Here is a 21418-nt window from a genome sequence, read left to right on the forward strand (position 1 = left end):
GATGGATTCTTTTGATCTGATTGTGATCGGTGGCGGTTGTAACGGGACCGGAATTGCACGGGACGCAGCGCTTCGCGGGCTTAAGGTTCTGCTTCTCGAAAAAAATGATTTTGCCTCCGGGACCACCGGCGCCTCCTCCGGGATGATTCATGGCGGCCCGCGCTACCTGATGCACGAAGTCGGCATCACCAAGATGGCTTGTCATGATGCCGGCCACATTTTGAAAATCGCCCCTCATCTGGTCTTTCGGATCCCTTTTCTGGTCCCGGTTTTAAAAAAGGACGACCCTTCTCTGGTGGCGAAGATCCGGTTGGAACTGGTCGAGACTTTTTTTGAGCTCTACGATCACTACTCCCCGCTCAAGGGAGGGAAGATCCACACACGCCTTTCTACCGAAGAGGTGAAACAACTGGAACCGTCGCTCGATCCCGACGTGATCGGGGCGATCACCTTTGATGAATGGGGCATCGACACCCACCGGCTTTGCGTCGCCAACGCGCTCGCTGCCAAGGAAAACGGGGCGGTGGTCTTCAACCACACGGAGGTTTTGTCGCTCCTCAAGGAGGGAAAGAGTATCGTTGGCGTTTTGGCCAAACAGTTCGTGACGGGGGAAGAAAAAGAATATTACGGCAAGATTGTTTTCAATGCGACCGGTCCCTGGGCCCCAAGGCTGGCTGGCATGGCGGGAGTGTCGGTCAAACTTCGTCCCGCCAAGGGGATCCATCTGATTTTTGACCGACGGCTGACCAACATGGCGATTGTCGCCAAGTGCATCGATGGCCGGCAGATTTTTATCAACCCGCATGAGAACACGACCCTCCTGGGAACGACCGACGACGACTATTACGGGGATCTGGATAATATCCCGGTGACGGAAGATGAGATCGAATACCTTCTTCAGGCGATTGAAACGGTTTATCCGGAGATCCGCAAGGCGAGGATCCTTTCCACCTGGCGCGGCGTGCGCCCCACCTTGTATCAAGACGACCGCTACGAAGACAATCTCTCCCGCGAGCATGAGGTTTTTGATCATGAAAAAAATGAAAGGGTTTCCGGTTTTCTTTCGATGGCGGGGGGAAAACTTTCCTCTTACCGGGAGATGGCGGAGGAGGCGACCGATCTCGTCTGCAAAAAATTAAAGGTAATTGCGGTCTGCCAGACTCATCTGGTCCCGTTGCCCGGCGGTGAATCACTGCCAGACCCGCACGCGCTGGCCCAAAAATTCAAGCTCGATCCTTATGCCGCCCGTCGGTTGGTTTACCGTCAGGGTCAAAAGGCAGAAGAGATTTTGGAAAAGGCAAAGCCAGACCCTGAAGGGGCCCAGATTTTATGTCCCTGCGAGCCGGTCATGAAAATGGAGGTCAGGCATGTTGTTCAAGAGGAGTGGGCGTTCACACTCTCCGACATTTGCCGTCGGACCCGTCTCGGCCAGGGGCCCTGCCAGGGGGCGCTCTGTCTCGTACCGGCAGTTTCCTGCCTGAGGGAGGAGAGATCACTGACCATGACCCAGGTGGTGGATGAGTTAAAAGAGACCCTGGAACAGGGTTGGAGGGGACGTCGTGTGATTTTAAAAGGGACGCAGTTGGCGCAGGAAGAGATCAATCAGACGATTTATAAGGGGGTGCTTCGGGTGTCCGAGTGGGGTGGCGATCAATGAGTCAACGGGTTGTCATCATCGGTTCAGGGTTGGCTGGGGCGGCGGCAGTGGTTGCCGCGAGAAAATCGGGGGCAGAGGTTGTTCTGATCCCCGGAAGGCCCGGGGCGACCTCTCTTTCCTCCGGGGCGTGGGATTTGGCCGCCCCGTTTCTTTCCCAACCGGACGGCCGGTGGGACGAAATGGAAACGACCGCTGAGATTCTCAAGAAAATCTTTCACCATGATGGAGAGCATCCGTACCGATTGTTCGGAGAGTTTGACGAAGGGAGCCAGCGGCTACTGGAAGAGGTCCGGTTATTTCAAAAAGAACTTCCGCTGGAGATGGTGGGGGATGGGGGCCGGACGCAACTGTTGCTGACCCCGCTCGGGACATTGAAAACCACCAACTATTGCCAGAAGACGATGGCGGCGGGGGATCTCCTCTCTCTTCGTGAGGCGCACCTGATGATTGCCGGTTTTCAAGGGAGTCCCTTTTCGCCGTCCCTCGTTCAAAAGGGGTTGCAGGCCTCCCTCCGGTTTCAGAAAGTTCCCTATATAAAGGAGGTGTCGGCCGGGAGGGTTGAACTCCCCGGGGTGGAGGGGAGGAACCTCGGGTCTTTTGAGATCGCTCGTTTTATGGAAGAGAACCATCGGCTGGTCGCCGCCTCTTTGGCCAAGCTCTGTAAAGGAAAGGGTTTCACGCATCTCGCCTTGCCGCCGTTCATCGGTTTGAAAAGAAGCGCTGAACTACTTCGCGAGATGGAGCAGGAGATCGGCCTTCCCTGTTTTGAACTGGCGGCGGTTCCGGTTTCAGTCCCCGGGTTTCGCCTTGGACTCGCATTGAATGAAATGGTTGCGAGTCTTGGTGCGACGATTCAGTCAGGAAGGGTGACCGGATTTTTGGAGGAGAAGCAGAAAATTCGATTCTTGAAGGTACAGCCGGAGCAGGGCCCTGAGATCAAAGTTGACGGGGACCGGTTTGTCCTCGCCACCGGAAAATTTATCGGAGGGGGGATTGAGCGGGAAGAGGAGTTTCGCGAAACGATTTTTGACCTCCCTCTTTTTTGCAAGGGGGAACCGGTTCGAAAGACCTTTATCGGGCGTCTGACGAATGAAAAATTTTTGGACCCGCAACCGGTTTTTTCCGTCGGGCTCCGTTGCGACAGCGACTTTCGACCCCAGGGGGGGGTTGACAACCTTTATGCGGCCGGTTCCCTCCTCGGCGGGTACGACACCACCACCGGCGGGACGAGCGCCGGTGTCGCGATTGCGACCGGGATGGCGGCTGGTAGGAGAGCTTACCAATGAGCCTCAAGACCCTCTACGCCTTTTTCAAGATCGGTTTTCAGCTCCTCCAAAGGATCGGGAAGCGGCTGACCTTTCGGAAATCGCCGCGGCTGGAGCAATTTTTAAAAAACTATCAGGCCGATGGGATCGTGACCCTTTCCAGAGAGGATAAGGAAAAACTCAACCGTTTCTCCCACTGCCTCGGTTGCGGCCTTTGCGACAGCGGTTGTCCGCTGACTCTTGAGTCAACGACTCTTGAGTCAACGACTCCCTCGTATTTGGCGATGGCCCTTTCGCGCGGGATGCCGGACTTTGCCTTTATGACATTCAACAAGGCGGTCTGCCAAGACTGTCGCCATTGCGAGGAGGTTTGCCCGACGAAGGTCCCGCTCAAAGAGATTTTTAATTTTATCGAAAGCAAGAAGCAGGCGCTGCTGACTTAAAAAATGATGGCTTCTTCAACCGCATTGCTCCGGTCGCTCGAAAAAATTGTTACCCCTTCGTATCTGGCGACCGACCCTGCCAATAAACGGCTCTATAGCCGGGACATGATGGCGCGCGGGCTCCTCCTCTGGCGCGCCGGCAAGGGGGAAAACCAACCGGACTCTGTTGTCTGGCCGGCTTCTGCTACCGAGGTGTCAGAAATCGTCAAACTGGCAGGCGCCTCAGGCACCCCGATCGTTCCGTTCGGCGGCGGTTCGGGTGTTTCGGGTGGTGCCGTTCCGGTCAAGGGGGGGATTGTTGTGGATCTCAAGCGGTTGAACCACCTGCTGGCAGTCGACACCGAAAATAATCTCTGTCTGGCGGAGAGTGGAATCTTGGGGGAACATCTCGAAAGGGGACTGAACGAGCGGGGGTACTCGCTCGGTCATTTTCCCGCCTCGATCGGGATCTCCACCCTCGGTGGTTTCATCGCCTGCCGGTCGGCCGGGCAGTTCTCCTCCAAGTACGGGAAAATTGAAGATATGGTTTGTGGGCTTGAGGTCGTCTTGGCGGATGGGCAAATTATTACGACGGGTGGTGAGGGTCGGGCGCCCGGCCGAGCGGAACGGGTGAGCACGGCTGGGCGGAACCCGAGACAGGACCCGTCGCGGTTGCTAGATTTACCCCCTTCTTCGGATCTCACACCGCTCTTTCTCGGTGCCGAAGGGACGTTGGGGATCGTGACGAAGGCGCTCCTCAAGATCCATCCGTTGCCAGAGATCGCCCTGTACCGCGGTTTCCGGTTCAAGAATGTGGCGAGCGCCCTCGAAGGGATGCGTGGCCTGATGCAGATGGGGCTCCGTCCCTCCGTCCTCCGTCTGTATGACCCTTTGGATAGCCTTCTCTTGAAATGGGGGTACGACTCGGAGGGGAAAAACCGGGGGGTTTTAAAAGAAACACTTTCCAGGATTATTTCTACTCTGGAAGGCGGACTCAAGAAAAAAGGGATCAGCCAGATTTTAAAACACCCGGCGCTCTTCCAGAAATTTTTGTCCCTGATCCCGGAGCAGGTCTTGCTCATCACCGGTTTTGAGGGGGAAAGAGGAATAGCCGAGAAGGAAGAAAAAAAGGCCCTGCCGCTTCTGAAACGGTCGGGAGGGGTGGATCTGGGGCGTCGGCCGGGGGAACACTGGCGAAAACACCGTTACAGTGTTTCCTTTAAGCAGATCGGGATCTTTCAGGACGGGGCGTTTGCCGACACCATTGAGGTTGCGGCGACCTGGGATCGTCTCTTGCCACTTTATGAGTCGGTGCGGGAGGCATTGGGGGAAAAAGTGCTTGTGCTGGCGCATTTCTCTCACGCCTATCATGATGGGGCCTCGATCTATTTTACCATTGTCGGCGCGGCCGGGCGGGAAGAAGAGGTTGCCCTCTACGATGAAGTTTGGGATCGGGCCATGAAGACAACGCTGGCCCAGGGGGGGACGATCAGCCACCACCACGGGATCGGCCTTCTTAAGGCAAAATATATGGAAGAGGAACTGGGGTCTCTGATGAATCTTTTTCGGAAGATTAAAAAGAAACTGGACCCTCAGGGGATCCTGAATCCCGGAAAGCTGGGGCTTGGGTGATTGAAACCTTGGATACCCTCTCCGGGTTGGTGACGGTCAAGACCGGTTTTTCTTTTCGCGCCCTCGAAAAGGCGTTGAACAAAAAGGGGTACACCTCCGGTTATTTCTCGGCTCCTGCCAATGAGGTGACCGTTCAGGAGGCGCTGGAGAAAAATCTGCCGAACCGTGATGAAAAACGGTATGGGTCGCTCTGGCACCTTTGCACCGCTGTGGCCGTGCTGACCGCTCAAGAAGGGGTCCGGTATGAGACGAAAAGGAGTCCCGCTTCGGCGGCGGGACCGCTTTTTAAGAACATTTTTATCGGTTCCCACGGTCAATGGGGACGGATTGTTGAGGCCACTTTAAAGGTTTTCCCGCGATGACGGAACAGACCCTCACCCCTCCGGCGATCACAAAGGCCCTCGAGAACTGTACCTATTGCCCCAAACTCTGTCATTACGCCTGCCCGGTGGCGGCCGTTGAAGGAAACGAGACGGTGACGCCATGGGGGTTGATGAGCGTCATGAATCTCACCCGCAAGGGGGAGATCCCTTTTGATCAAAAGACAGCGGCGCTTGCTTATCAGTGCACCCATTGCGGTGCCTGTACCGAGGCGTGCGCCTTGGGCAACCCGGTGCCGGCGGCCCTGAACCACTTTCGTGAAAGGGCCTTTGCCGCGGGGATCGTCCCGGCGGGGGCGAAAGAGACCTCTCTCCACTTCAGGAAACGGAGCAATCCCTATGGGATCGATCTTCTGACAAAGTTGCAGAGAACTTTCGGACAGGAGGAGATGGCTGAAAAGGGAGACCCGGTTGTTTATTTCCCCGGTTGCACCGAGACAGAGTTTTTTCCGGAAAACATCAAAAGTTTTTTGAACGTGGTCGGACGATTGAATCATTTTCCCGTTCCCCTTTATCCGGGGGAGATTCAGTGCTGTGGTTACCCGTTGTATGCGGCGGGGGACAGGGATGGTTTTCGGGAGATTGCCGAGATCATGAGCCACGCCTTGGCCGAGTATGATACCATCGTGACCGCCGATCCGGTTTGCTTTACCACCCTGACGACCCTCTACCGGGAGGCCGGTTTTCCGATCAAGAAGAAAATCTTGCACCGGTCCGAGTTCCTGGCGCCGCTTTTACCGGAAGGATTCTCCGTGGTAGAGGATAAAAAAATTTTCCTTCACGACGGCTGTTTTTTGAACGGGAAACACTGCTGTGGTGCCGGGGGACTGTTTCCGGTCACATCGCCCAAGGTTTCACGGGCGATGGCGGAGGCTATTCTGACGGAATCCGCCGCCGCCGGTGCCCGCACGCTGGTGACCGATTCACCGACCTGCGAACTTCAGTTGAAGGGTTGTCATTCCAAAGAAATCCATGTTAAAAATTTAATCCGGGTGATCGAAGGAAACCTTGTCCAAAAACCTTAAGACATTTTTTATCATCAACCCGAAGGCCGGCGGCGGCAAGGCGGACCGGAGATGGCCTCGCATCCGGGAGACCCTGCGGACGGGTGGATTTGACGGTTTTGAGGAGGTCTTCACGGAGGCAACCGGGCATGCCACAGAGCTAGCGACCGAGGCGTTGCGCAATAATTTTGAAATGGTAGTGGCGGTCGGTGGAGATGGGACGATCCATGAAGTGGTCAACGGTTTTTTCCATCAGGGAACCCTGATAAAAACCGGGGCCTGTCTCGGCATCCTCTCCCTCGGCCGAGGGAGTGACCTGATCCGCGCACTGGGGAGATCCCAAAAGTGGGAGGAACAGTTGCGACTCCTTTATGGAAAGGAGACGCGGATGATTGATCTGGGAAAGATCGCCTATCTGGCGCCGGATGGGAGGCGGCGAGAGCGGTATTTTGTCAATATCGCCGATTGCGGGATTGTGGGGGATGTCCTCCAGCGGTTGGGGCAGTTCCCCGGTTTTTTGGGGGGGACGATCGCCTACCTCGGAAGCAGTCTGGAGAGTTTTTTACTCTATCGAAACAAGAAGGTTACCATCACCATTGATGGGGAGAAACTGGAGCCACGCAGAGCCTGCGCGGTGATCGTGGCGAACGGTCAGTCGTTTGGCGGCGGGCTGAAGGTCGCCCCCAAGGCCGAAATTGATGACGGCCTCCTGGACATCCTGATCGTGGCCGATTTTCACCTCCTGGATTTTGTCCTGGCCCTGCCCCGGTTGTATGCCGGAACGATTGACCGTTCCCGCTCCTCAAAAATCATCTACCGCAAGGCGAAAAAGGTCCATGTCGCCTCCGAGGAGAAGGTCCTGCTCGATGTCGACGGGGAGCAACCGGGCCTCCTCCCGGCCGCCTTCGAAATCGTCCCGAAGGGGCTGGCGGTCAAGGCTTAAAAATACTAGCAACCCAGTCGTGGGCTGGCCGATGATGGCGGCGGTATGGCCCTCCCCCCGATCAGCCTTGTCGTTTCTGCCGCCTTGGCCCAAAACCGTCCACCGACAAGACCGGAAGATGATACCAGCGCCCAAGGGGCTTCAATAGAGGATGCCTATATCCCTCCTTATAAGAGACCCCCTTGGGGTTTGGGATGGCTCTACCGCCTCGTGAGGGCCGCGAGATCACAAACAGTGGTCGGAACAGCTCCGGTCCAAACCACCACGGCGGCAGAACCCAGTCCCTCACCGGATCTCTCCGAGGGAAGAAAATTTGAGCTGGATGTTGAGGTTTTCCGAGGGGTCTTGGACAACCTTACGGAAGCGGATGAGCCGGTCTCTTCCCCCCTCCTCCGGAGTGCCAAGGGGTTGATCGTCCTGGAACTAATGAGCCACGAGACTGTCGCCCGTGAGACTGCGCGGCGTCCCGGGATCGGGATCCTCCGTTTTGATCTCTCGGAGAGTACCGATGCCCTTCGTGTGGCGTTGGATCAGTACGCCTTTGAGCTCCGGGCCCGCTCGGTGACCTTTCCTTCAACCTCGCCGGAGTTTCATTATCTCCGCGGCCGTCTGGCCGAGACCGAGGAAAGGTTACGGGTTGTGACCGCCCAGCTGACGGCGTACGACGCCGTGGCGGAGGCTGGCAATGACCTGCCCTATTTGAAAAACCTAAGGCTGTTCCTCCGTAGTCTCAGGGGGGAACAAAGAAGGGGAGATTCTTCCATCCTCCTGGCCCGCCTGGTCTACAGTGTTGCTGTTTCCTGTCCCGGGGAATACCGGGCCAATCCCTCAAGGATTGGTGGACCACGGGGGGTTGAGGAGACGATCTATGCCAACCGTCGTTGGCTGGCCTATCTGCAGGAACGCCTCAGTCTCACCGTCCTGGAGGGGACGGAGAGGTTGGTTCTTGAGGGGGAAAGGCTCTCTGCCTTAAGACAGCTTGTCCAGGATTTTGAGACGGCGGTGACTGCGGATGAGCGGAGGATTGCCAATAGTCAAGGAGTGGTCGACTTTGATGAGATTCAACGGGCCTATCGGGCCTATCAGGATCATCTGGACGGCTGGATTGTCTATCTCAGGATCCTGATATTGGCTGTGGGAGGGATGAGGGGGAGTGGTGATGAACTGGACCAGCTCAGAGCCGTCTTGGCCAGGGCCCTGGAGGCCAGGGGAAGATTACCTGATCCCGGTCGGGGGAGTGGTTCAGGGACGCCGGCCGCCCCAGTTTCTTCCGGAGGGAGAGGGACTCCGCCAGTCAACGGTCCGGGGGCAAGCGCTTCTGCTTCCATCGGTCCGGATGAATCAGATCTTGTCTATGCACCAGAACGATGGAGAGGGTTTGTCGACTCCCTTCCGGATCCGGCGCAGAGGCAGTGGCTGGAGGGTTTATTTGGCGTTGCCGGTCCCTCGTCACGGGCGGGGTTGTTGGCCACTCTTGAGAGAGGCGGTCTTTTGGAACGGTATCAACTGGCCGGCGCCCGGTTGGCCGGGGCGTTTGAAGGGGTTGCCGATCCTGCCGGTTATGCGCTGGCGACCGACGTTGCACAGGTTTTGGTCGCCTCCGGGTTTGAGGTTCAATCGGCCCGGGCCGGGGTCAGTCAGGCGGTTCGTCCCGCCCTCCTTTTGGAACGGCCGATTTTCGATGTTGAACTGTCGCGTGGCGCAGAACGCCGCCCAGAAGTTTTACGCCCAGAAGTTTTACGCCCAGAAGTTTTCGTTGACATCCTCCGTTAACAAACTCTAGAGTCCCGCCTGTTTCTTGAAAAAACGGTTATGCTTAAAACTCCGGAATCTCCTGACATCAAACTGGGTCTTGAAGGGATCATCGCCGCCCCCAGCCAGATCTGCGACATCGACGGCGAAAAAGGGGAGCTGATCTACGCCGGTTACAACATCCATGAGCTGGCGGAAAAATCGACCTTTGAAGAAGTCGCCTTTCTCCTCTGGCACCTCCGTCTCCCGACACGGCAAGAGTTGCAGAGATTGATGCTGGATCTGGAGGAAAATTCCGAGATCCCGCACGAGATTATTGGTTTTCTAGAAAAAATCGCGCCACGTCTCTCCGCGATGGGGATGCTCCGGACCTTTGTTTCGATGCTGGCCCACTTTGACCCGGAGGCGGGGGAACGATCCCCGGCGGCCAACGAAAATAAAGCGCTCAGGATTGTCGCCAAGATCCCGACACTGATCGCCGCCTTTGACCGGTTCCGCAAGGGGGAGCATTTTGTTCCTCCGAAGAAGGGGCAGAATCTGGCGACCCGGTTTCTCTACCAGCTTTTCGGCAAGGAGCCTCTGCCGGAGGCGGCCAAGGCGATGGATGTGGCGTTGGTCCTCCATGCGGAACACAGTTTTAACGCCTCCACCTTTGCCGCCCGTGTCGCGGCCGGCACGCTGACCGATATCTATTCAGCAACCACCGCGGCGATTGCCACCTTAAAGGGACCATTGCATGGCGGGGCGAATGAAGAGGTGATCAAGATGCTTCGTCAGATCGGGTCTGTTTCTAACGCCAAAGGTTTTATTGAGGAGGAGTTGGCGGAAAAACGGCGGATTTTTGGTTTTGGCCACCGGGTCTACAAGACGATCGATCCCCGGGCGGTCCATCTGATGAAGATGTCCGAGGCGCTGGGCAAGGCCTCCGGTCATACCAAGTGGTATGAGATCAGCGTGGAGATCCAGAAGATCATGGGTGAACTGAAGGGGCTTAATGCCAACGTCGATTTTTACTCCGCCTCGCTCTATCAAACCATGGGGATCCCGGTCGATCTCTTCACCGCGATCTTCGGGATGTCCCGCGCCTCCGGCTGGACCGCCCATATTCTGGAACAATACCGGAACAACCGGCTGATCCGTCCGCTTGCCAAGTACACCGGTCCCCGGAATTTGAAGTACGTTCCGATTGACAATAGATAGTTCCTGGCCTGATCTTAAACAGTTGAAGCACCCATTGGGTGAATCACCCTTGGGTGAACCACCCCTTGACACGAGGTGTCACCCCCCGTAAAAGGGCTCGACCTCATGGGATCCTTTCGACTGACACGGCCCACAGAAGGAAATGCAATAACCCTCCGTTCCGACGGTCGTCTGGAGGTTCCCTCCGAACCGATCATCCCTTTTATCGAAGGGGATGGGACCGGCCCTGATATCTGGCGCGCCTCCGTCGCCGTTTTTGATGCGGCGGTCGCCAGGGCGTACGGGGGGAAAAGAAAAATCGCCTGGTTTGAACTGTTTGCCGGTGAAAAGGCGAAAAAGGTTTACGGCCCTGATTGTCCCCCGAACCTCTTGCCGGATGAAACCATCGAAAAAATCAGGGAGTATTTGGTGGCGATCAAGGGTCCGCTCACCACGCCGGTCGGGAAGGGGATTCGGAGCCTCAATGTGACGCTCCGTCAGCAGTTGGATCTCTACGTCTGTCTCCGCCCGGTCCGGTATTTCAAAGGGACCCCCTCTCCGGTCAAACAGCCGGAGCTGATCGATATGGTGATTTTTCGGGAAAATACCGAAGATATCTACGCCGGGATCGAATGGGAGGCGGAGTCTCCCGAGGCCAAAAAAGTGATCGGGTTCTTGCAGGGCCAGATGGGAGTCACGAAGATCCGGTTCCCGGAGACCTCGGGGATTGGCATCAAGCCGGTCTCCCGGGAAGGGACCGAACGGCTGGTTCGGGCGGCGATCCGTTACGCCCTGGAACGAAAACGGAAAAGCTTAACCCTCGTCCACAAGGGAAACATCATGAAGTTTACCGAGGGGGCGTTTCAGAAGTGGGGGTATGAACTGGCGGTGAGGGAGTTTAGGGATCGGGTCGTTACCTGGGAGGAACAACAAAAATCCCCCAGTCCCCCTTTGTCAAAGGGGGATACAGGGGGATTTCCAAAACTCCTTATTAAGGACGCCATCGCGGACAATTTTCTCCAGCAGATCCTCACCCGGGCGGCCGAATACGACGTGATTGCGACGCTTAATCTGAATGGGGATTATATTTCGGATGCCTTGGCGGCCCAGGTTGGAGGGATCGGGATCGCCCCGGGCGGCAACATCAACTTTATGACCGGTCGGGCGATCTTTGAGGCGACCCACGGGACGGCGCCGAAGTACGCCGGGCAGGACAAGGTGAATCCCGGTTCGGTGATCCTCTCCGGCGTGATGATGCTCGACTATCTGGGGTGGAAAGAGGCGGCGGCCCTGATTGTTCAGGGGTTGGAAAAGACGATTGCGAACAAGACGGTGACCTATGATTTTGCCCGGCTGATGGAAGGGGCGAAGGAGTTGAAGTGCTCGGAGTTCGGAAAAGAGATTATTAAAAATATGTAAGGAGAGGATCTATGGCGCGCAAAAAAATAGCATTGATCGGGGCCGGTCAAATCGGCGGGATCTTGGCGGAACTGGCCCTCCAAAAGGAACTGGGGGATATTGTTCTCTACGATGTCGTCCCTGGGATGCCTCAAGGGAAGGCGTTGGACCTGATGGAATCCCGGCCACTCCACAATTCCGATCTCATCGTCAAGGGGACCAACAATTTTGCCGATACCGCCGGGGCCGATCTGGTGATCGTGACTTCAGGGATGCCGAGAAAACCGGGGATGTCCCGTGACGATCTCCTTGCTAAAAATGTCGAGATTATCCGTGACGTCGCCCAGAACGTAAAAAAATATTGCCCTAATGCGTCGGGTGAACCACCCTTTGTGATTGTGGTCTCCAACCCGCTTGATGTGATGGTCTATGCAACCCACAAGATCACCGGTTTCCCCAAGAACAGGGTCATCGGCATGGCGGGGGTCTTGGATTCTTCCCGTTTTCGTGCCTTTGTGGCGATGGAACTGGGGGTCTCCGTGCAGGATGTGACTGCCCTGGTCCTGGGGGGGCATGGGGATGACATGGTTCCGATGCCCCGTTACTGTTCGGTGGGGGGTATCCCTTTGACCGACCTGCTTTCAAAAGAAAAAATTGAGGCGATTGTCCAACGGACACGAATGGCGGGTGGGGAGATTGTGAATCTCCTCAAAACTGGGAGTGCCTTCTTTTCACCAGCCGCCGCGGCGATTGCAATGGCGGAATCTTACCTGAAGGATCAAAAAAGGGTTTTGGCTTGCGCCGCCCTGCTTGAAGGAGAGTATGGGGTGAAGGGGTATTTCATGGGGGTGCCGGTGGTGATCGGTGCCGGAGGTATCGAGAAAATTTTGGAAGTAAAGATGAATGAAGCAGAGAAAAAATTGTTTGCGGAAAGTGTGGAGCATGTTAAGAAATTGGTCGCTGAGGTGAAACTGTAGGGATGGTTCGACTAAGCTCACCATGTCCGTGAATCATGGACATCCTGAGCCAAGTCGAAGGGTCAACTTTTATGTCTGATTTTGTCGTCAAAAGGATTCACTCGCTCCTCGGGATTTTTCCGATCGGCGCTTTTTTGCTCCAACATTTCTTTTCCAATTCTTACGTCTTTATTTCCGCGCAGGCGTACAATGAACATTCGGAATTTCTGACCAGTCTGCCGATGGTGGAGCTGATTGAACTTTCCACGATTTACCTCCCGATTTTTTTGCACATTGTCCTGGGGCTGGCGATTGTTTACCGAGGGCGAAACAATGTCACTTCCTACAACTATTTCCGTAACTGGATGTTCTTTCTGCAGCGGGCAACCGGGGTGATCGCCGTTGTTTTCATTGCGACCCACAGTTACACCACCCGGATTGCCACCTGGCTCGCCCACGAGGAGATGACCTTTCAGAAGATGAGCGACACGCTTCACCAGCCGTTCTGGTTCTGGTTTTATGCGATCGGGATCACGTCGGTCACCTTTCATTTTTGCAACGGGGTCTGGAGTTTCCTCGTGACCTGGGGGATTACCGTCGGCCCGAAGGCTCAGAAGGTTTCTTCCGCTGTCTCGATGTTTGGTTTTGTCCTGATGACGGCGTTAGGATTCGCAATTTTATTGAGGTTCGTTTAAATGGCACCAAAAATAATTATTGTCGGCGGCGGTTTGGCCGGTCTCTCGGCAACGATCAAGGCCTGTGAGGCCGGGGCGACGGTCGATCTCTTTTCCATTGTCCCGGTTCGTCGTTCCCATTCGGTTTGCGCCCAAGGGGGGATCAATGCCGCCGTGAATACGAAGGGGGAAGGGGATTCCCCGGCGCAGCATTTTGATGACACGATCTATGGCGGCGACTTTCTGGCCAACCAGACTCCTGTCAAAAACATGTGTGAAGCGGGTCCCGGGATTGTTTTTATGTTGGACCGGATGGGGGTTATGTTCAACCGGACGCCGGAGGGGCTGATCGACTTCCGCCGGTTTGGCGGGACTCTCTACAACCGGACCGCCTTTGCCGGGGCGACGACAGGCCAACAGATGATGTATGCCCTGGATGAACAGGTCCGCCGTTTTGAATCGGAGGGAAAGGTCCGAAAGTACGAAGGGTGGGAGATGCTTTCCCTCGTTTTGGATAACGAGCCGGCCTGTCGCGGGATCACGGCGATCAACATCGCCACGATGGCAACAGAGAGTTTCAGGGCGGATGCGGTTATTCTGGCGACCGGCGGGGTCGGTCTCATCTACGGGAAGAGCACCAATTCGATGGTTTGCACCGGGACGGCAACCTCGATGGCGTACCAGCAGGGGGCCTTTTACGGCAATGGGGAGTTTATCCAGGTTCACCCGACCGCCGTTCCGGGCGAAGACAAACTTCGTTTGATTTCTGAATCGGTCCGCGGTGAGGGGGGACGGGTCTGGGTTTACAAGGAAGGAAAGGGTGGTTCACCCGAACCATGGTACTTTTTGGAAGAATGGTATCCGAAGTATGGCAACCTTGTCCCGCGCGATGTGGCGACCCGGGCGATCTTTAAGGTGGTCTACGAACTCAAGCTCGGGATCGATGGCCAGCCGAAGGTTTACCTGGATGTCTCCCACCTCGACCCAAAAATTTTGAGGGCCAAGCTGGGCGGCGTTCTGGAAATTTATGAAAAATTTGTCGGTGAAGACCCGACGAAGGTCCCGATGATGATCTTCCCCGCGGTTCACTACACGATGGGGGGGCTTTGGGTCGACTTTAACCAGATGACCAATATCCCGGGACTCTTTGCTGCGGGGGAATGTGAATACCAATATCATGGGGCGAACCGGCTCGGGGCTAATTCCCTCTTGTCCTGTATCTACGCCGGTATTGTCACGGGCGGTTCTGTCGTCCGGTATGCCCAGGGGATGAAGAAGGGGTCGGATGCTGCCCCGGGGCGCTTCTTTGAAGAGGAATTGAAAAAACAAAAAGAGGCTAGTAACCGGCTGATGACGGCCGACGGTTCTGAAAACCCGCACCTTCTGCATAAAACTTTGGGGGAATGGATGACGGAGAATGTGACTGTCATCCGTTATAACGAAAAACTGGCCAAGGCTGATGACAAAATTCAGGAACTGATGGAACGGTACAAAAACATCGGACTCCCGGACAAAACCGGTTGGGCGAATAATGAATTGATTTTTGCGCGTGAACTCTACAACATGCTGGTCTTGGCGCGCGTCATCACGCAAGGGGCCTTCCGCCGGAATGAGTCCCGCGGCGCCCACTACAAGCCGGAGTTTCCGGACAGGGATGATGCCCATTGGCTGAAGACCACCAAGGCCCGCCATACGCCGAACGGTCCGGAGTTTACGTATGAGGAAGTGGACACTCAGTATATTAAACCAAGGCCGAGGAAGTACGACTAATGAAAATGGTCTATTTCAAAATTAAAAGGCGTGAAGAGCCGAAGGCGGAGGCCCACTGGGAGGAGTTTCAGGTGGAGTACAAGCCGGGGATGAATGTGATCTCCGCCTTGATGGAGATTCAGAGGAATCCGGTCAACGCCAAGGGGCAAAAGACCGCGCCGGTCGTTTGGGACTCCAACTGTCTGGAGGAGGTCTGCGGCGCCTGTTCGATGTTGATCAACGGAAAAGTCCGTCAGGCCTGTTCCACACTGGTTGCCAAACTTTCCCAACCGATCACGCTCGAACCGATGAGCAAGTTTCCCTGCGTTCGGGATCTTCGTGTCGATCGCTCCGTGATGTTCGAGAGTTTGAAGAGGGTCAAGGCCTGGGTGCCGATCGATGGGACTTACAACCTTGGCCCCGGTCCGAGGATGAGTCCAAAAGACCAGGAAGTGGCCTATGAACTCTCCCGTTGTATGACCTGTGGCTGTTGCCTCGAGGCCTGCCCTCAGGTCAACGACAAGTCCGATTTCATCGGGGCGGCGCCGATTTCGCAAGTTCGGCTCTTCAATATGCACCCGACCGGGAGGATGTACAAGGATGACCGGCTCGATGCCCTGATGGGCAAAGGGGGGATCGGCGATTGCGGCAACGCGCAAAACTGTGTGCGGGCCTGTCCAAAGGAGATCCCGCTCACCGTTTCCATCGCCGATGTGGAACGGCAGATGACCGGACGGATCTTCAAAAAGATTTTAGGGGATTAAAGAAAAGAAAAATAAGGAAGGGGCGGAAGGGGGATCCCGCCCCTTAACTTTTGGTAACTTGCTCTTATGAAGATTCACGAATACCAGGGTAAAGAGATTTTGAAAAAGTACGGCGTCCCGGTGTCACCGGGCGGCGTCGCCTTTTCCTTGGGTGAGGCGGTCAAGATTGCCGAAGGTTTGGGGATGCCGGTGGTGGTCAAGGCCCAGATTCATGCTGGTGGCCGAGGCAAAGGGGGCGGGGTCAAGCTGGCCAAGACCCTGGAGGAGGCGAAGGGATACGCCAAGGCGATTTTAGGGATGAAACTGGTGACTCCCCAGACCGGGCCTGAAGGGAAGATTGTCAAAAAACTCCTGATTGAAAAGGGGTGCGCGATTGCGCGTGAACTCTACCTCGGTCTGGTGCTGGACAGGACCAACTCCCGCGTTACGATCATGGCCTCCGCCGAAGGGGGGATGGAGATTGAAGAGGTTGCCTCCAAACATCCAGAAAAAATTTTTAGGATGCCTGTCGATCCTGTTGTTGGAGTCAATCCCGGCGAGGCGGAAGAGGTCGCTCGCAAACTGGGTCTGGATCGAAAACTAACCCCCAAATTTGTCTCTTTCGTGGGGTCTCTCTATGAGTCTTATCTGAAGGCCGATTGTTCGCTCGCTGAGATTAATCCGTTGGCTGTCACCCAAGAGGGGGATCTGCTGGCGCTCGATGCCAAGATTAATTTCGATGACAACGCCCTCTTCCGTCACCCGGACTATGAGTCCTTGCGGGACCTGGATGAAGAGGACCCGGCCGAGATAGAGGCCAAAAAACAGGATCTCTCTTACATCAGTCTTTCCGGAAAAATCGGTTGCCTGGTGAATGGGGCGGGGCTTGCGATGGCAACGATGGATATCATCAAACTCCATGGTGGCGAACCGGCCAACTTTTTGGACGTTGGCGGCGGGGCGACGGAGGAAAAAGTGGCGGCCGCCTTCAAGATTATTCTGGCCGACCCGAAGGTGAAAGGGGTTTTGGTCAATATCTTTGGCGGGATCATGAAGTGCGATACCATTGCCGGTGGGGTTGTCGCCGCGGCAAAAGGGGTCACCCTCAGGGTGCCGGTCGTTGTCCGCCTGCAAGGGACCAACGTGGACCAAGGTAAAAAGATTTTGAATGAGTCAGGCCTAAATCTGATTTCAATTGATAATCTGGATCAGGCGGCGGAGAAAATTGTGAGGTTGGCACAATAGATGTCGATACTCGTCAACAAAAACACGAAGGTCATGACCCAGGGGATCACCGGTTCGACCGGACAGTTTCATACGCGGCAGTGCGTTGCCTATGGGACAAAGATGGTGGCCGGGGTGACGCCGGGCAAGGGGGGACAGGAGTTTGAAGGAATCCCGATCTTTAATTCCGTCAAGGAGGCCTCGATGCAAACCGGGGCGACGGTCTCTGTCGTTTATGTCCCTCCAAAGTTTGCGGCGGGGGCGATCAAGGAGGCGGTCGATGCCTCCTTGGATCTTGTTGTTTGCATCACCGAGGGGATCCCGATTCTGGACATGGTCTCTGTGAAGAGGCACATGGAAGGAAAAAAAACGCGTCTCATCGGACCAAACTGTCCCGGGATCATTACACCGGGGGAGTGCAAGATCGGGATCATGCCGGGGTCTATTCACCGGCCGGGACGGATCGGGATCGTTTCCCGCTCCGGGACGCTCACCTATGAGGCGGTCGATCAGGTGACCAGGATCGGTTTGGGTCAGTCGACCTGTATCGGGATCGGCGGCGATCCGGTGAACGGCACCAATTTTGTTGATTGTCTCAAGCTCCTCAATGAAGACCCGGGGACCGACGCGATCGTGATGATCGGTGAGATCGGCGGGACCGCGGAAGAAGAGGCGGCCGCCTTTATCAAAAAGAATCTGAAAAAACCGGTTGTCAGTTTCATCGCCGGGATTTCAGCCCCTCCCGGCAAGCGGATGGGACATGCCGGGGCGATTATTACCGGCGGGGCCGGTCCCACCGGTAGGACCGGTCCCACCGGTGGCAAGGGAACGGCCAGGGAAAAGATTGCGGCGTTGGAATCGGCTGGAGTCAAGGTGGCGCGGGCGGTGACAGAGATTGGGAAAGAATTGAAAGCCATTTTATAGGAGGACAAATGTCACTTGAACGTACACTCGCCATCATCAAACCGGATGGCGTCCGGAAAAATTTGATCGGCCAGGTCCTGGCCCGCATCGAAAAATCGGGCCTGAAGGTTACGGCCCTCCAGATGCTCAAACTGGATCAGAAAAAGGCGGAAGGGTTTTATGCGGTTCACAGTAAGAGGCCTTTTTTTCAAAGTCTCATCCGGTTTATGACGTCGGGTCCTGTGGTGGTGGCCTGTCTGGAAGGAGAAGGAGCGATTAACCATTGGCGCGGCTTGATGGGGGCGACCGATCCCAAGAAGGCGGAGAAGGGGACGATCCGCGCCGATTTTGCCGACAACATCGAACAAAATATCGTTCATGGTTCGGATGCGCCGGAAACGGCCAAGGTTGAAGTCGCTTACTTTTTCAAGTGAACCTTCAAAAAAAGAAACAGCCTCTCTTTCTCCCCAAACTGGTTTCGGCCTTGGGGAATTATTCCGTTTCCCTGTTTTGGGGGGATCTCTCCGCCGGCTTGATCGTCGGGATTGTGGCCCTTCCCCTGGCGATCGCCTTTGCCATCGCCTCCGGCGTTTCTCCTGACCGCGGTCTCACCACGGCGATTATTGCCGGCTTTTTGATCTCCGTTTTTGGGGGATCCCGTGTCCAGATCGGTGGGCCGACCGGGGCCTTTGTGGTGATCGTTTACCAGATTGTCCAGTTCTACGGCGTTGACGGTTTGATGATCGCCACCGTAATGGCCGGCGTCATCCTGATCTTAATGGGGTGTCTCCGGATGGGGGCGATTATACGGTTTATCCCGTACCCACTGACGGTCGGTTTTACCTCCGGGATTGCCGTCGTTATCTTTTCCTCGCAAATCGGCGACTTCTTCGGATTTAAGACCGGAACCCTTCCCGCTGATTTTATGGAAAAATGGCAGGTCTATCTTGAAACATTTCGCTCTTTGAATCTGGTAACCCTGTCCCTCTCCCTTTTTTCAATAGCCCTCCTGGTTTTCTGGCCTCGCTTGAACCGGAAGATCCCAATCCCGGGGTCAATCATCGTCATTCTGGTCGTTACCGCCCTTGTGCAAGTTTTTCACCTTCCGGTGGAGACGATCGGTTCCCGTTTTTCGTCCCTCCCCGCGGCCTTGCCGTCGCCCCAGTGGCCGGCGTTTTCTTTTGTGCAGATGAAAAACCTGATCGGTCCCGCCTTTACTATCGCCTTGCTGGGGGCGGTCGAATCACTCCTTTCCGCGACGGTTTCCGATGGGATGATTGAGGGGAGACACCGTTCCAACACCGAGCTGATTGCTCAGGGGGTCGCCAATGTCGTAGTCCCGTTTTTTGGAGGGATCCCGGCGACCGGTGCGATTGCGAGGACCGCGACCAACGTCAAAAACGGGGGGCGGACGCCGGTGGCAGGGATGATCCATGCGGCTACCTTGCTTGTGATTGTCCTTTTGTTCGGCCACTGGGCCCGTCTGATCCCGCTCTGTGTGTTGGCCGCCATCCTTGTGATTGTTTCTTACCATATGAGTGAGTGGAGGGCGTTCAAGGCGCTCCTTCGCGGGCCGCGAATGGATCTCGCGGTTTTGCTCACCACATTTCTGCTGACCGTTTTTGTGGACTTAACCGTGGCGGTTGAGGTTGGGATGCTCTTGTCCCTGATCCTCTTCATGAAGAGGATGACCGACGTGACCAGTGTTCGGGAAGTCAAAGAGGCGTTGGATGATGACCTTGATGAGACCGATCTTCGTGAGGCGGAAGATGCCACAAGCCAGCGGACCATCCCTGAAGGGGTCGATGTCTATGAGGCGGAGGGGGCCTTCTTTTTTGGGGTTTCCGAACTCTTTCGGGACATGATGGAGATTGGCAAGAACCCCTCGCCGGTGATGATCCTGCGGATGCGGCATGTTCTGCTGCTGGATGCGACCGGATTGCGTGCCTTGAAGGATTTAAGGAAACAATGCCTCCGTTACAAAGTTCATCTGATCCTCTGCGGGATCCATGCCCAACCGCTGATGGCGATGGAACAGTCCGGGCTTCTGGCCGAGTTTGGAGAAAAAAATGTGTTGGGAAGCCTCGACGAGGCGCTTGAAGAAGCCTCGAAGGTTTCTTTGATTAAATGAAAGGCGTAGAAATTTCTTGTTGTCGACACCCCCCCCTTTTTGTTAAAATGATCCTACCATCAAAGGAGGTTCTATGGGAGCTCCACCAGCAGGGCCAAAAAAAGGGGAAGGCCTTTCTATAGATCTGTCAGCCCTCACCCCACCGGATTTTCTTGATGGTGATCTGGCAACACGGGTGGGAAGGGAACTGGGAGTCAGCATCCCCCCGTTTTCCACAGTTGAGGCCACCCCCGATGGTGGGATCGAGGTCCACGCTGATTCATTAAGGAGGAAAGATACAGATCCTCCAGGGGTCCGGGTTGATGTTTATGTGAGACCGGATGGGAGTGTCACGAGCAAGACGACAACCGATTGTGCTGATCCAAGCAGTTTCCTGCAGGCAGACTTGAAGCCTGACTTCGGAATAAAAAGTATCCATGGATGCCCTGATAGGGAAACGAAAAGGGAAGGCCCCATCGATCCGGCAAAAGTTGTCCGGGCGCGGGAGGTGATTCTTGGGAAGGCCCAAGCGGAAACCACTCCACCCCCGCCTCCAACACCACCAACCGGTCCTGCAAGAAAATAATTGCCTCCAGTGGGGTTTTCGATTACAACGAGCTCCCGGTTGCGGGAGTCCTACAAAGCGAAAAGCAGGACCCCCGCCTGTAATCACAGAGTCTGCATGAAGTAGCCTTTGTTCAACATGCGGGAGTAGCTCAGGGGTAGAGCATTAGCTTCCCAAGCTAAGGGTCGCGGGTTCAAATCCCGTCTCCCGCTTATTTTTTCTAGTCAAAAATCCGGCTTGCGATAATCATCGCTAGAACGAACAGCCCGGAGTAAAAAAGCTCCCTTTTGCCGATCTTCCTCAAATCCACCGGTTTTTCCCTCCGCTCGGCCACTTTCTTCCGGATCGCACCGATCCGCCAGCTGTAGTAGCCGATAAAGAGCACCCAGAGAATAATCGGTTGAAGACTCCAACGGAGAATGGAGGCATAGGCGGCCGCCGGGACCAGTGTGGAAAGGCCGACCATCGCCGACCACTCGACAAAAAAGGTCCGTTCCTTTCTTTGAACGATCGCGACGAGGTGCCCCACGAAGGAGAGAAACGAAACCATCACCAGCGGGAGGAGCCAGAACCACCCGAGCGGGTAGAACAGGGGGATGGTAACAAGAAAGGTGAAAAGGGAGTAGAGGCAGAACCAGTTTTTCTCACGGGAAAGCGGGATCTGAAGGGACCGGGCGACCCTCTTTTTTTTGAAATAGATCCCCAAGGGGTAGCGGGCCAGAAAACCGCCGAGTGCGGCGGGAACGAGGAACCAGGGACGAAGTGAAAAATCGGGGGTGGCGAGCCAACCGATCAGAAAAGCAACGGTCAACATCCCCCAGGCGCCATGTTCATTGGGGAAAAGGATCTTCTTCATCTTCAT

At 55.7% G+C, this 21418-nt stretch carries 20 protein-coding genes and 1 tRNA gene; 20 read left to right on the forward strand and 1 reads right to left on the reverse strand.

Features of this window, described 5'->3' with window-relative positions; all coding sequences use genetic code 11:
* Position 1 precedes the first annotated feature (1 nt).
* From HYS22_07425 to HYS22_07520, 20 genes are all read left to right on the forward strand, one after another.
* Complete coding sequence (locus HYS22_07425; protein MBI1909982.1) at positions 2–1657, forward strand: glycerol-3-phosphate dehydrogenase/oxidase; 1656 nt, start codon at positions 2–4, stop codon at positions 1655–1657.
* Positions 1654–2943, forward strand: coding sequence for an anaerobic glycerol-3-phosphate dehydrogenase subunit B (gene glpB / locus HYS22_07430; protein MBI1909983.1), 1290 nt, complete (start codon positions 1654–1656; stop codon positions 2941–2943). The genes HYS22_07425 and glpB overlap by 4 nt, the downstream gene beginning before the upstream one ends.
* Positions 2940–3365, forward strand: a complete 426-nt coding sequence (locus tag HYS22_07435; GenBank protein MBI1909984.1) for a 4Fe-4S dicluster domain-containing protein — start codon at positions 2940–2942, stop codon at positions 3363–3365. The genes glpB and HYS22_07435 overlap by 4 nt, the downstream gene beginning before the upstream one ends.
* A gap of 3 nt (positions 3366–3368) precedes the next feature.
* A complete protein-coding gene (locus tag HYS22_07440; GenBank protein ID MBI1909985.1) occupies positions 3369–4976 on the forward strand; it encodes an FAD-binding oxidoreductase in 1608 nt (535 codons plus the stop codon).
* The gene (locus HYS22_07445; protein ID MBI1909986.1) at positions 4973–5338 is read left to right on the forward strand and encodes an FAD-binding oxidoreductase; all 366 of its coding nucleotides are present in this window, start codon (positions 4973–4975) and stop codon (positions 5336–5338) included. Before HYS22_07440 ends, HYS22_07445 begins: the two co-directional genes overlap by 4 nt.
* Complete coding sequence (locus HYS22_07450) at positions 5335–6381, forward strand: (Fe-S)-binding protein (protein ID MBI1909987.1); 1047 nt, start codon at positions 5335–5337, stop codon at positions 6379–6381. The genes HYS22_07445 and HYS22_07450 overlap by 4 nt, the downstream gene beginning before the upstream one ends.
* Positions 6365–7303, forward strand: a complete 939-nt coding sequence (locus tag HYS22_07455; GenBank protein ID MBI1909988.1) for a diacylglycerol kinase family lipid kinase — start codon at positions 6365–6367, stop codon at positions 7301–7303. The genes HYS22_07450 and HYS22_07455 overlap by 17 nt, the downstream gene beginning before the upstream one ends.
* 45 nt (positions 7304–7348) lie before the next feature.
* Positions 7349–9076 (forward strand): hypothetical protein, encoded by a 1728-nt coding sequence (locus HYS22_07460; protein MBI1909989.1) that lies wholly within the window; start codon positions 7349–7351, stop codon positions 9074–9076.
* A gap of 39 nt (positions 9077–9115) precedes the next feature.
* A complete protein-coding gene (locus tag HYS22_07465) occupies positions 9116–10255 on the forward strand; it encodes a citrate synthase (protein ID MBI1909990.1) in 1140 nt (379 codons plus the stop codon).
* A 105-nt stretch (positions 10256–10360) separates the two neighbouring features.
* Positions 10361–11653 (forward strand): NADP-dependent isocitrate dehydrogenase, encoded by a 1293-nt coding sequence (icd, locus tag HYS22_07470; GenBank protein MBI1909991.1) that lies wholly within the window; start codon positions 10361–10363, stop codon positions 11651–11653.
* Between the two features lie 11 nt (positions 11654–11664).
* Positions 11665–12609 (forward strand): malate dehydrogenase, encoded by a 945-nt coding sequence (gene mdh / locus HYS22_07475; protein ID MBI1909992.1) that lies wholly within the window; start codon positions 11665–11667, stop codon positions 12607–12609.
* 71 nt (positions 12610–12680) lie between these two features.
* Positions 12681–13283, forward strand: coding sequence for a succinate dehydrogenase (locus HYS22_07480; protein ID MBI1909993.1), 603 nt, complete (start codon positions 12681–12683; stop codon positions 13281–13283).
* Positions 13284–15032, forward strand: coding sequence for a succinate dehydrogenase flavoprotein subunit (gene sdhA / locus HYS22_07485; protein MBI1909994.1), 1749 nt, complete (start codon positions 13284–13286; stop codon positions 15030–15032).
* Entirely contained in the window at positions 15032–15775 is a 744-nt protein-coding gene (gene sdhB / locus HYS22_07490; GenBank protein MBI1909995.1) for a succinate dehydrogenase iron-sulfur subunit, read from the forward strand. Before sdhA ends, sdhB begins: the two co-directional genes overlap by 1 nt.
* 66 nt (positions 15776–15841) lie before the next feature.
* Positions 15842–16999: an ADP-forming succinate--CoA ligase subunit beta gene (gene sucC, locus HYS22_07495; protein MBI1909996.1), complete on the forward strand. Its 1158-nt coding sequence runs from the start codon at positions 15842–15844 to the stop codon at positions 16997–16999.
* Positions 17000–17902: a succinate--CoA ligase subunit alpha gene (gene sucD / locus HYS22_07500; protein MBI1909997.1), complete on the forward strand. Its 903-nt coding sequence runs from the start codon at positions 17000–17002 to the stop codon at positions 17900–17902.
* An 8-nt stretch (positions 17903–17910) separates the two neighbouring features.
* Positions 17911–18315: a nucleoside-diphosphate kinase gene (gene ndk / locus HYS22_07505; protein MBI1909998.1), complete on the forward strand. Its 405-nt coding sequence runs from the start codon at positions 17911–17913 to the stop codon at positions 18313–18315.
* Between the two features lie 38 nt (positions 18316–18353).
* Positions 18354–20012 carry an STAS domain-containing protein gene (locus HYS22_07510; GenBank protein ID MBI1909999.1) on the forward strand — a complete coding sequence of 553 codons (1659 nt, stop codon included), beginning with the start codon at positions 18354–18356 and terminating at the stop codon, positions 20010–20012.
* Positions 20013–20085: 73 nt separating this feature from the next.
* Positions 20086–20577, forward strand: coding sequence for a hypothetical protein (locus HYS22_07515; GenBank protein ID MBI1910000.1), 492 nt, complete (start codon positions 20086–20088; stop codon positions 20575–20577).
* Positions 20578–20696: 119 nt separating this feature from the next.
* Positions 20697–20768 (forward strand) — tRNA-Gly (locus HYS22_07520).
* An 8-nt stretch (positions 20769–20776) separates the two neighbouring features.
* Here HYS22_07520 and HYS22_07525 read toward each other — a convergent pair.
* A complete protein-coding gene (locus HYS22_07525; protein ID MBI1910001.1) occupies positions 20777–21412 on the reverse strand; it encodes a YwiC-like family protein in 636 nt (211 codons plus the stop codon).
* Positions 21413–21418 lie beyond the last annotated feature (6 nt).

It is taken from the genome of Deltaproteobacteria bacterium (assembly GCA_016177765.1).
Classification (GTDB): Bacteria; UBA10199; UBA10199; order JACPAL01; family JACOUP01; genus JACOUP01.

Excerpts from the sequence above, each read along its gene's own strand:
- HYS22_07425 (MBI1909982.1), top strand. The coding sequence starts at position 2 with ATGGATTCTTTTGATCTGATTGTGATCGGTGGCGGTTGTAACGGGACC.
- glpB (MBI1909983.1), top strand. The coding sequence starts at position 1,654 with ATGAGTCAACGGGTTGTCATCATCGGTTCAGGGTTGGCTGGGGCGGCG.
- HYS22_07435 (MBI1909984.1), top strand. The coding sequence starts at position 2,940 with ATGAGCCTCAAGACCCTCTACGCCTTTTTCAAGATCGGTTTTCAGCTC.
- HYS22_07440 (MBI1909985.1), top strand. The coding sequence starts at position 3,369 with ATGATGGCTTCTTCAACCGCATTGCTCCGGTCGCTCGAAAAAATTGTT.
- HYS22_07450 (MBI1909987.1), top strand. The coding sequence starts at position 5,335 with ATGACGGAACAGACCCTCACCCCTCCGGCGATCACAAAGGCCCTCGAG.
- HYS22_07460 (MBI1909989.1), top strand. The coding sequence starts at position 7,349 with ATGGCCCTCCCCCCGATCAGCCTTGTCGTTTCTGCCGCCTTGGCCCAA.
- HYS22_07465 (MBI1909990.1), top strand. The coding sequence starts at position 9,116 with ATGCTTAAAACTCCGGAATCTCCTGACATCAAACTGGGTCTTGAAGGG.
- icd (MBI1909991.1), top strand. The coding sequence starts at position 10,361 with ATGGGATCCTTTCGACTGACACGGCCCACAGAAGGAAATGCAATAACC.
- mdh (MBI1909992.1), top strand. The coding sequence starts at position 11,665 with ATGGCGCGCAAAAAAATAGCATTGATCGGGGCCGGTCAAATCGGCGGG.
- HYS22_07480 (MBI1909993.1), top strand. The coding sequence starts at position 12,681 with ATGTCTGATTTTGTCGTCAAAAGGATTCACTCGCTCCTCGGGATTTTT.
- sdhA (MBI1909994.1), top strand. The coding sequence starts at position 13,284 with ATGGCACCAAAAATAATTATTGTCGGCGGCGGTTTGGCCGGTCTCTCG.
- sdhB (MBI1909995.1), top strand. The coding sequence starts at position 15,032 with ATGAAAATGGTCTATTTCAAAATTAAAAGGCGTGAAGAGCCGAAGGCG.
- sucC (MBI1909996.1), top strand. The coding sequence starts at position 15,842 with ATGAAGATTCACGAATACCAGGGTAAAGAGATTTTGAAAAAGTACGGC.
- sucD (MBI1909997.1), top strand. The coding sequence starts at position 17,000 with ATGTCGATACTCGTCAACAAAAACACGAAGGTCATGACCCAGGGGATC.
- ndk (MBI1909998.1), top strand. The coding sequence starts at position 17,911 with ATGTCACTTGAACGTACACTCGCCATCATCAAACCGGATGGCGTCCGG.
- HYS22_07515 (MBI1910000.1), top strand. The coding sequence starts at position 20,086 with ATGGGAGCTCCACCAGCAGGGCCAAAAAAAGGGGAAGGCCTTTCTATA.
- HYS22_07525 (MBI1910001.1), bottom strand. The coding sequence starts at position 21,412 with ATGAAGAAGATCCTTTTCCCCAATGAACATGGCGCCTGGGGGATGTTG.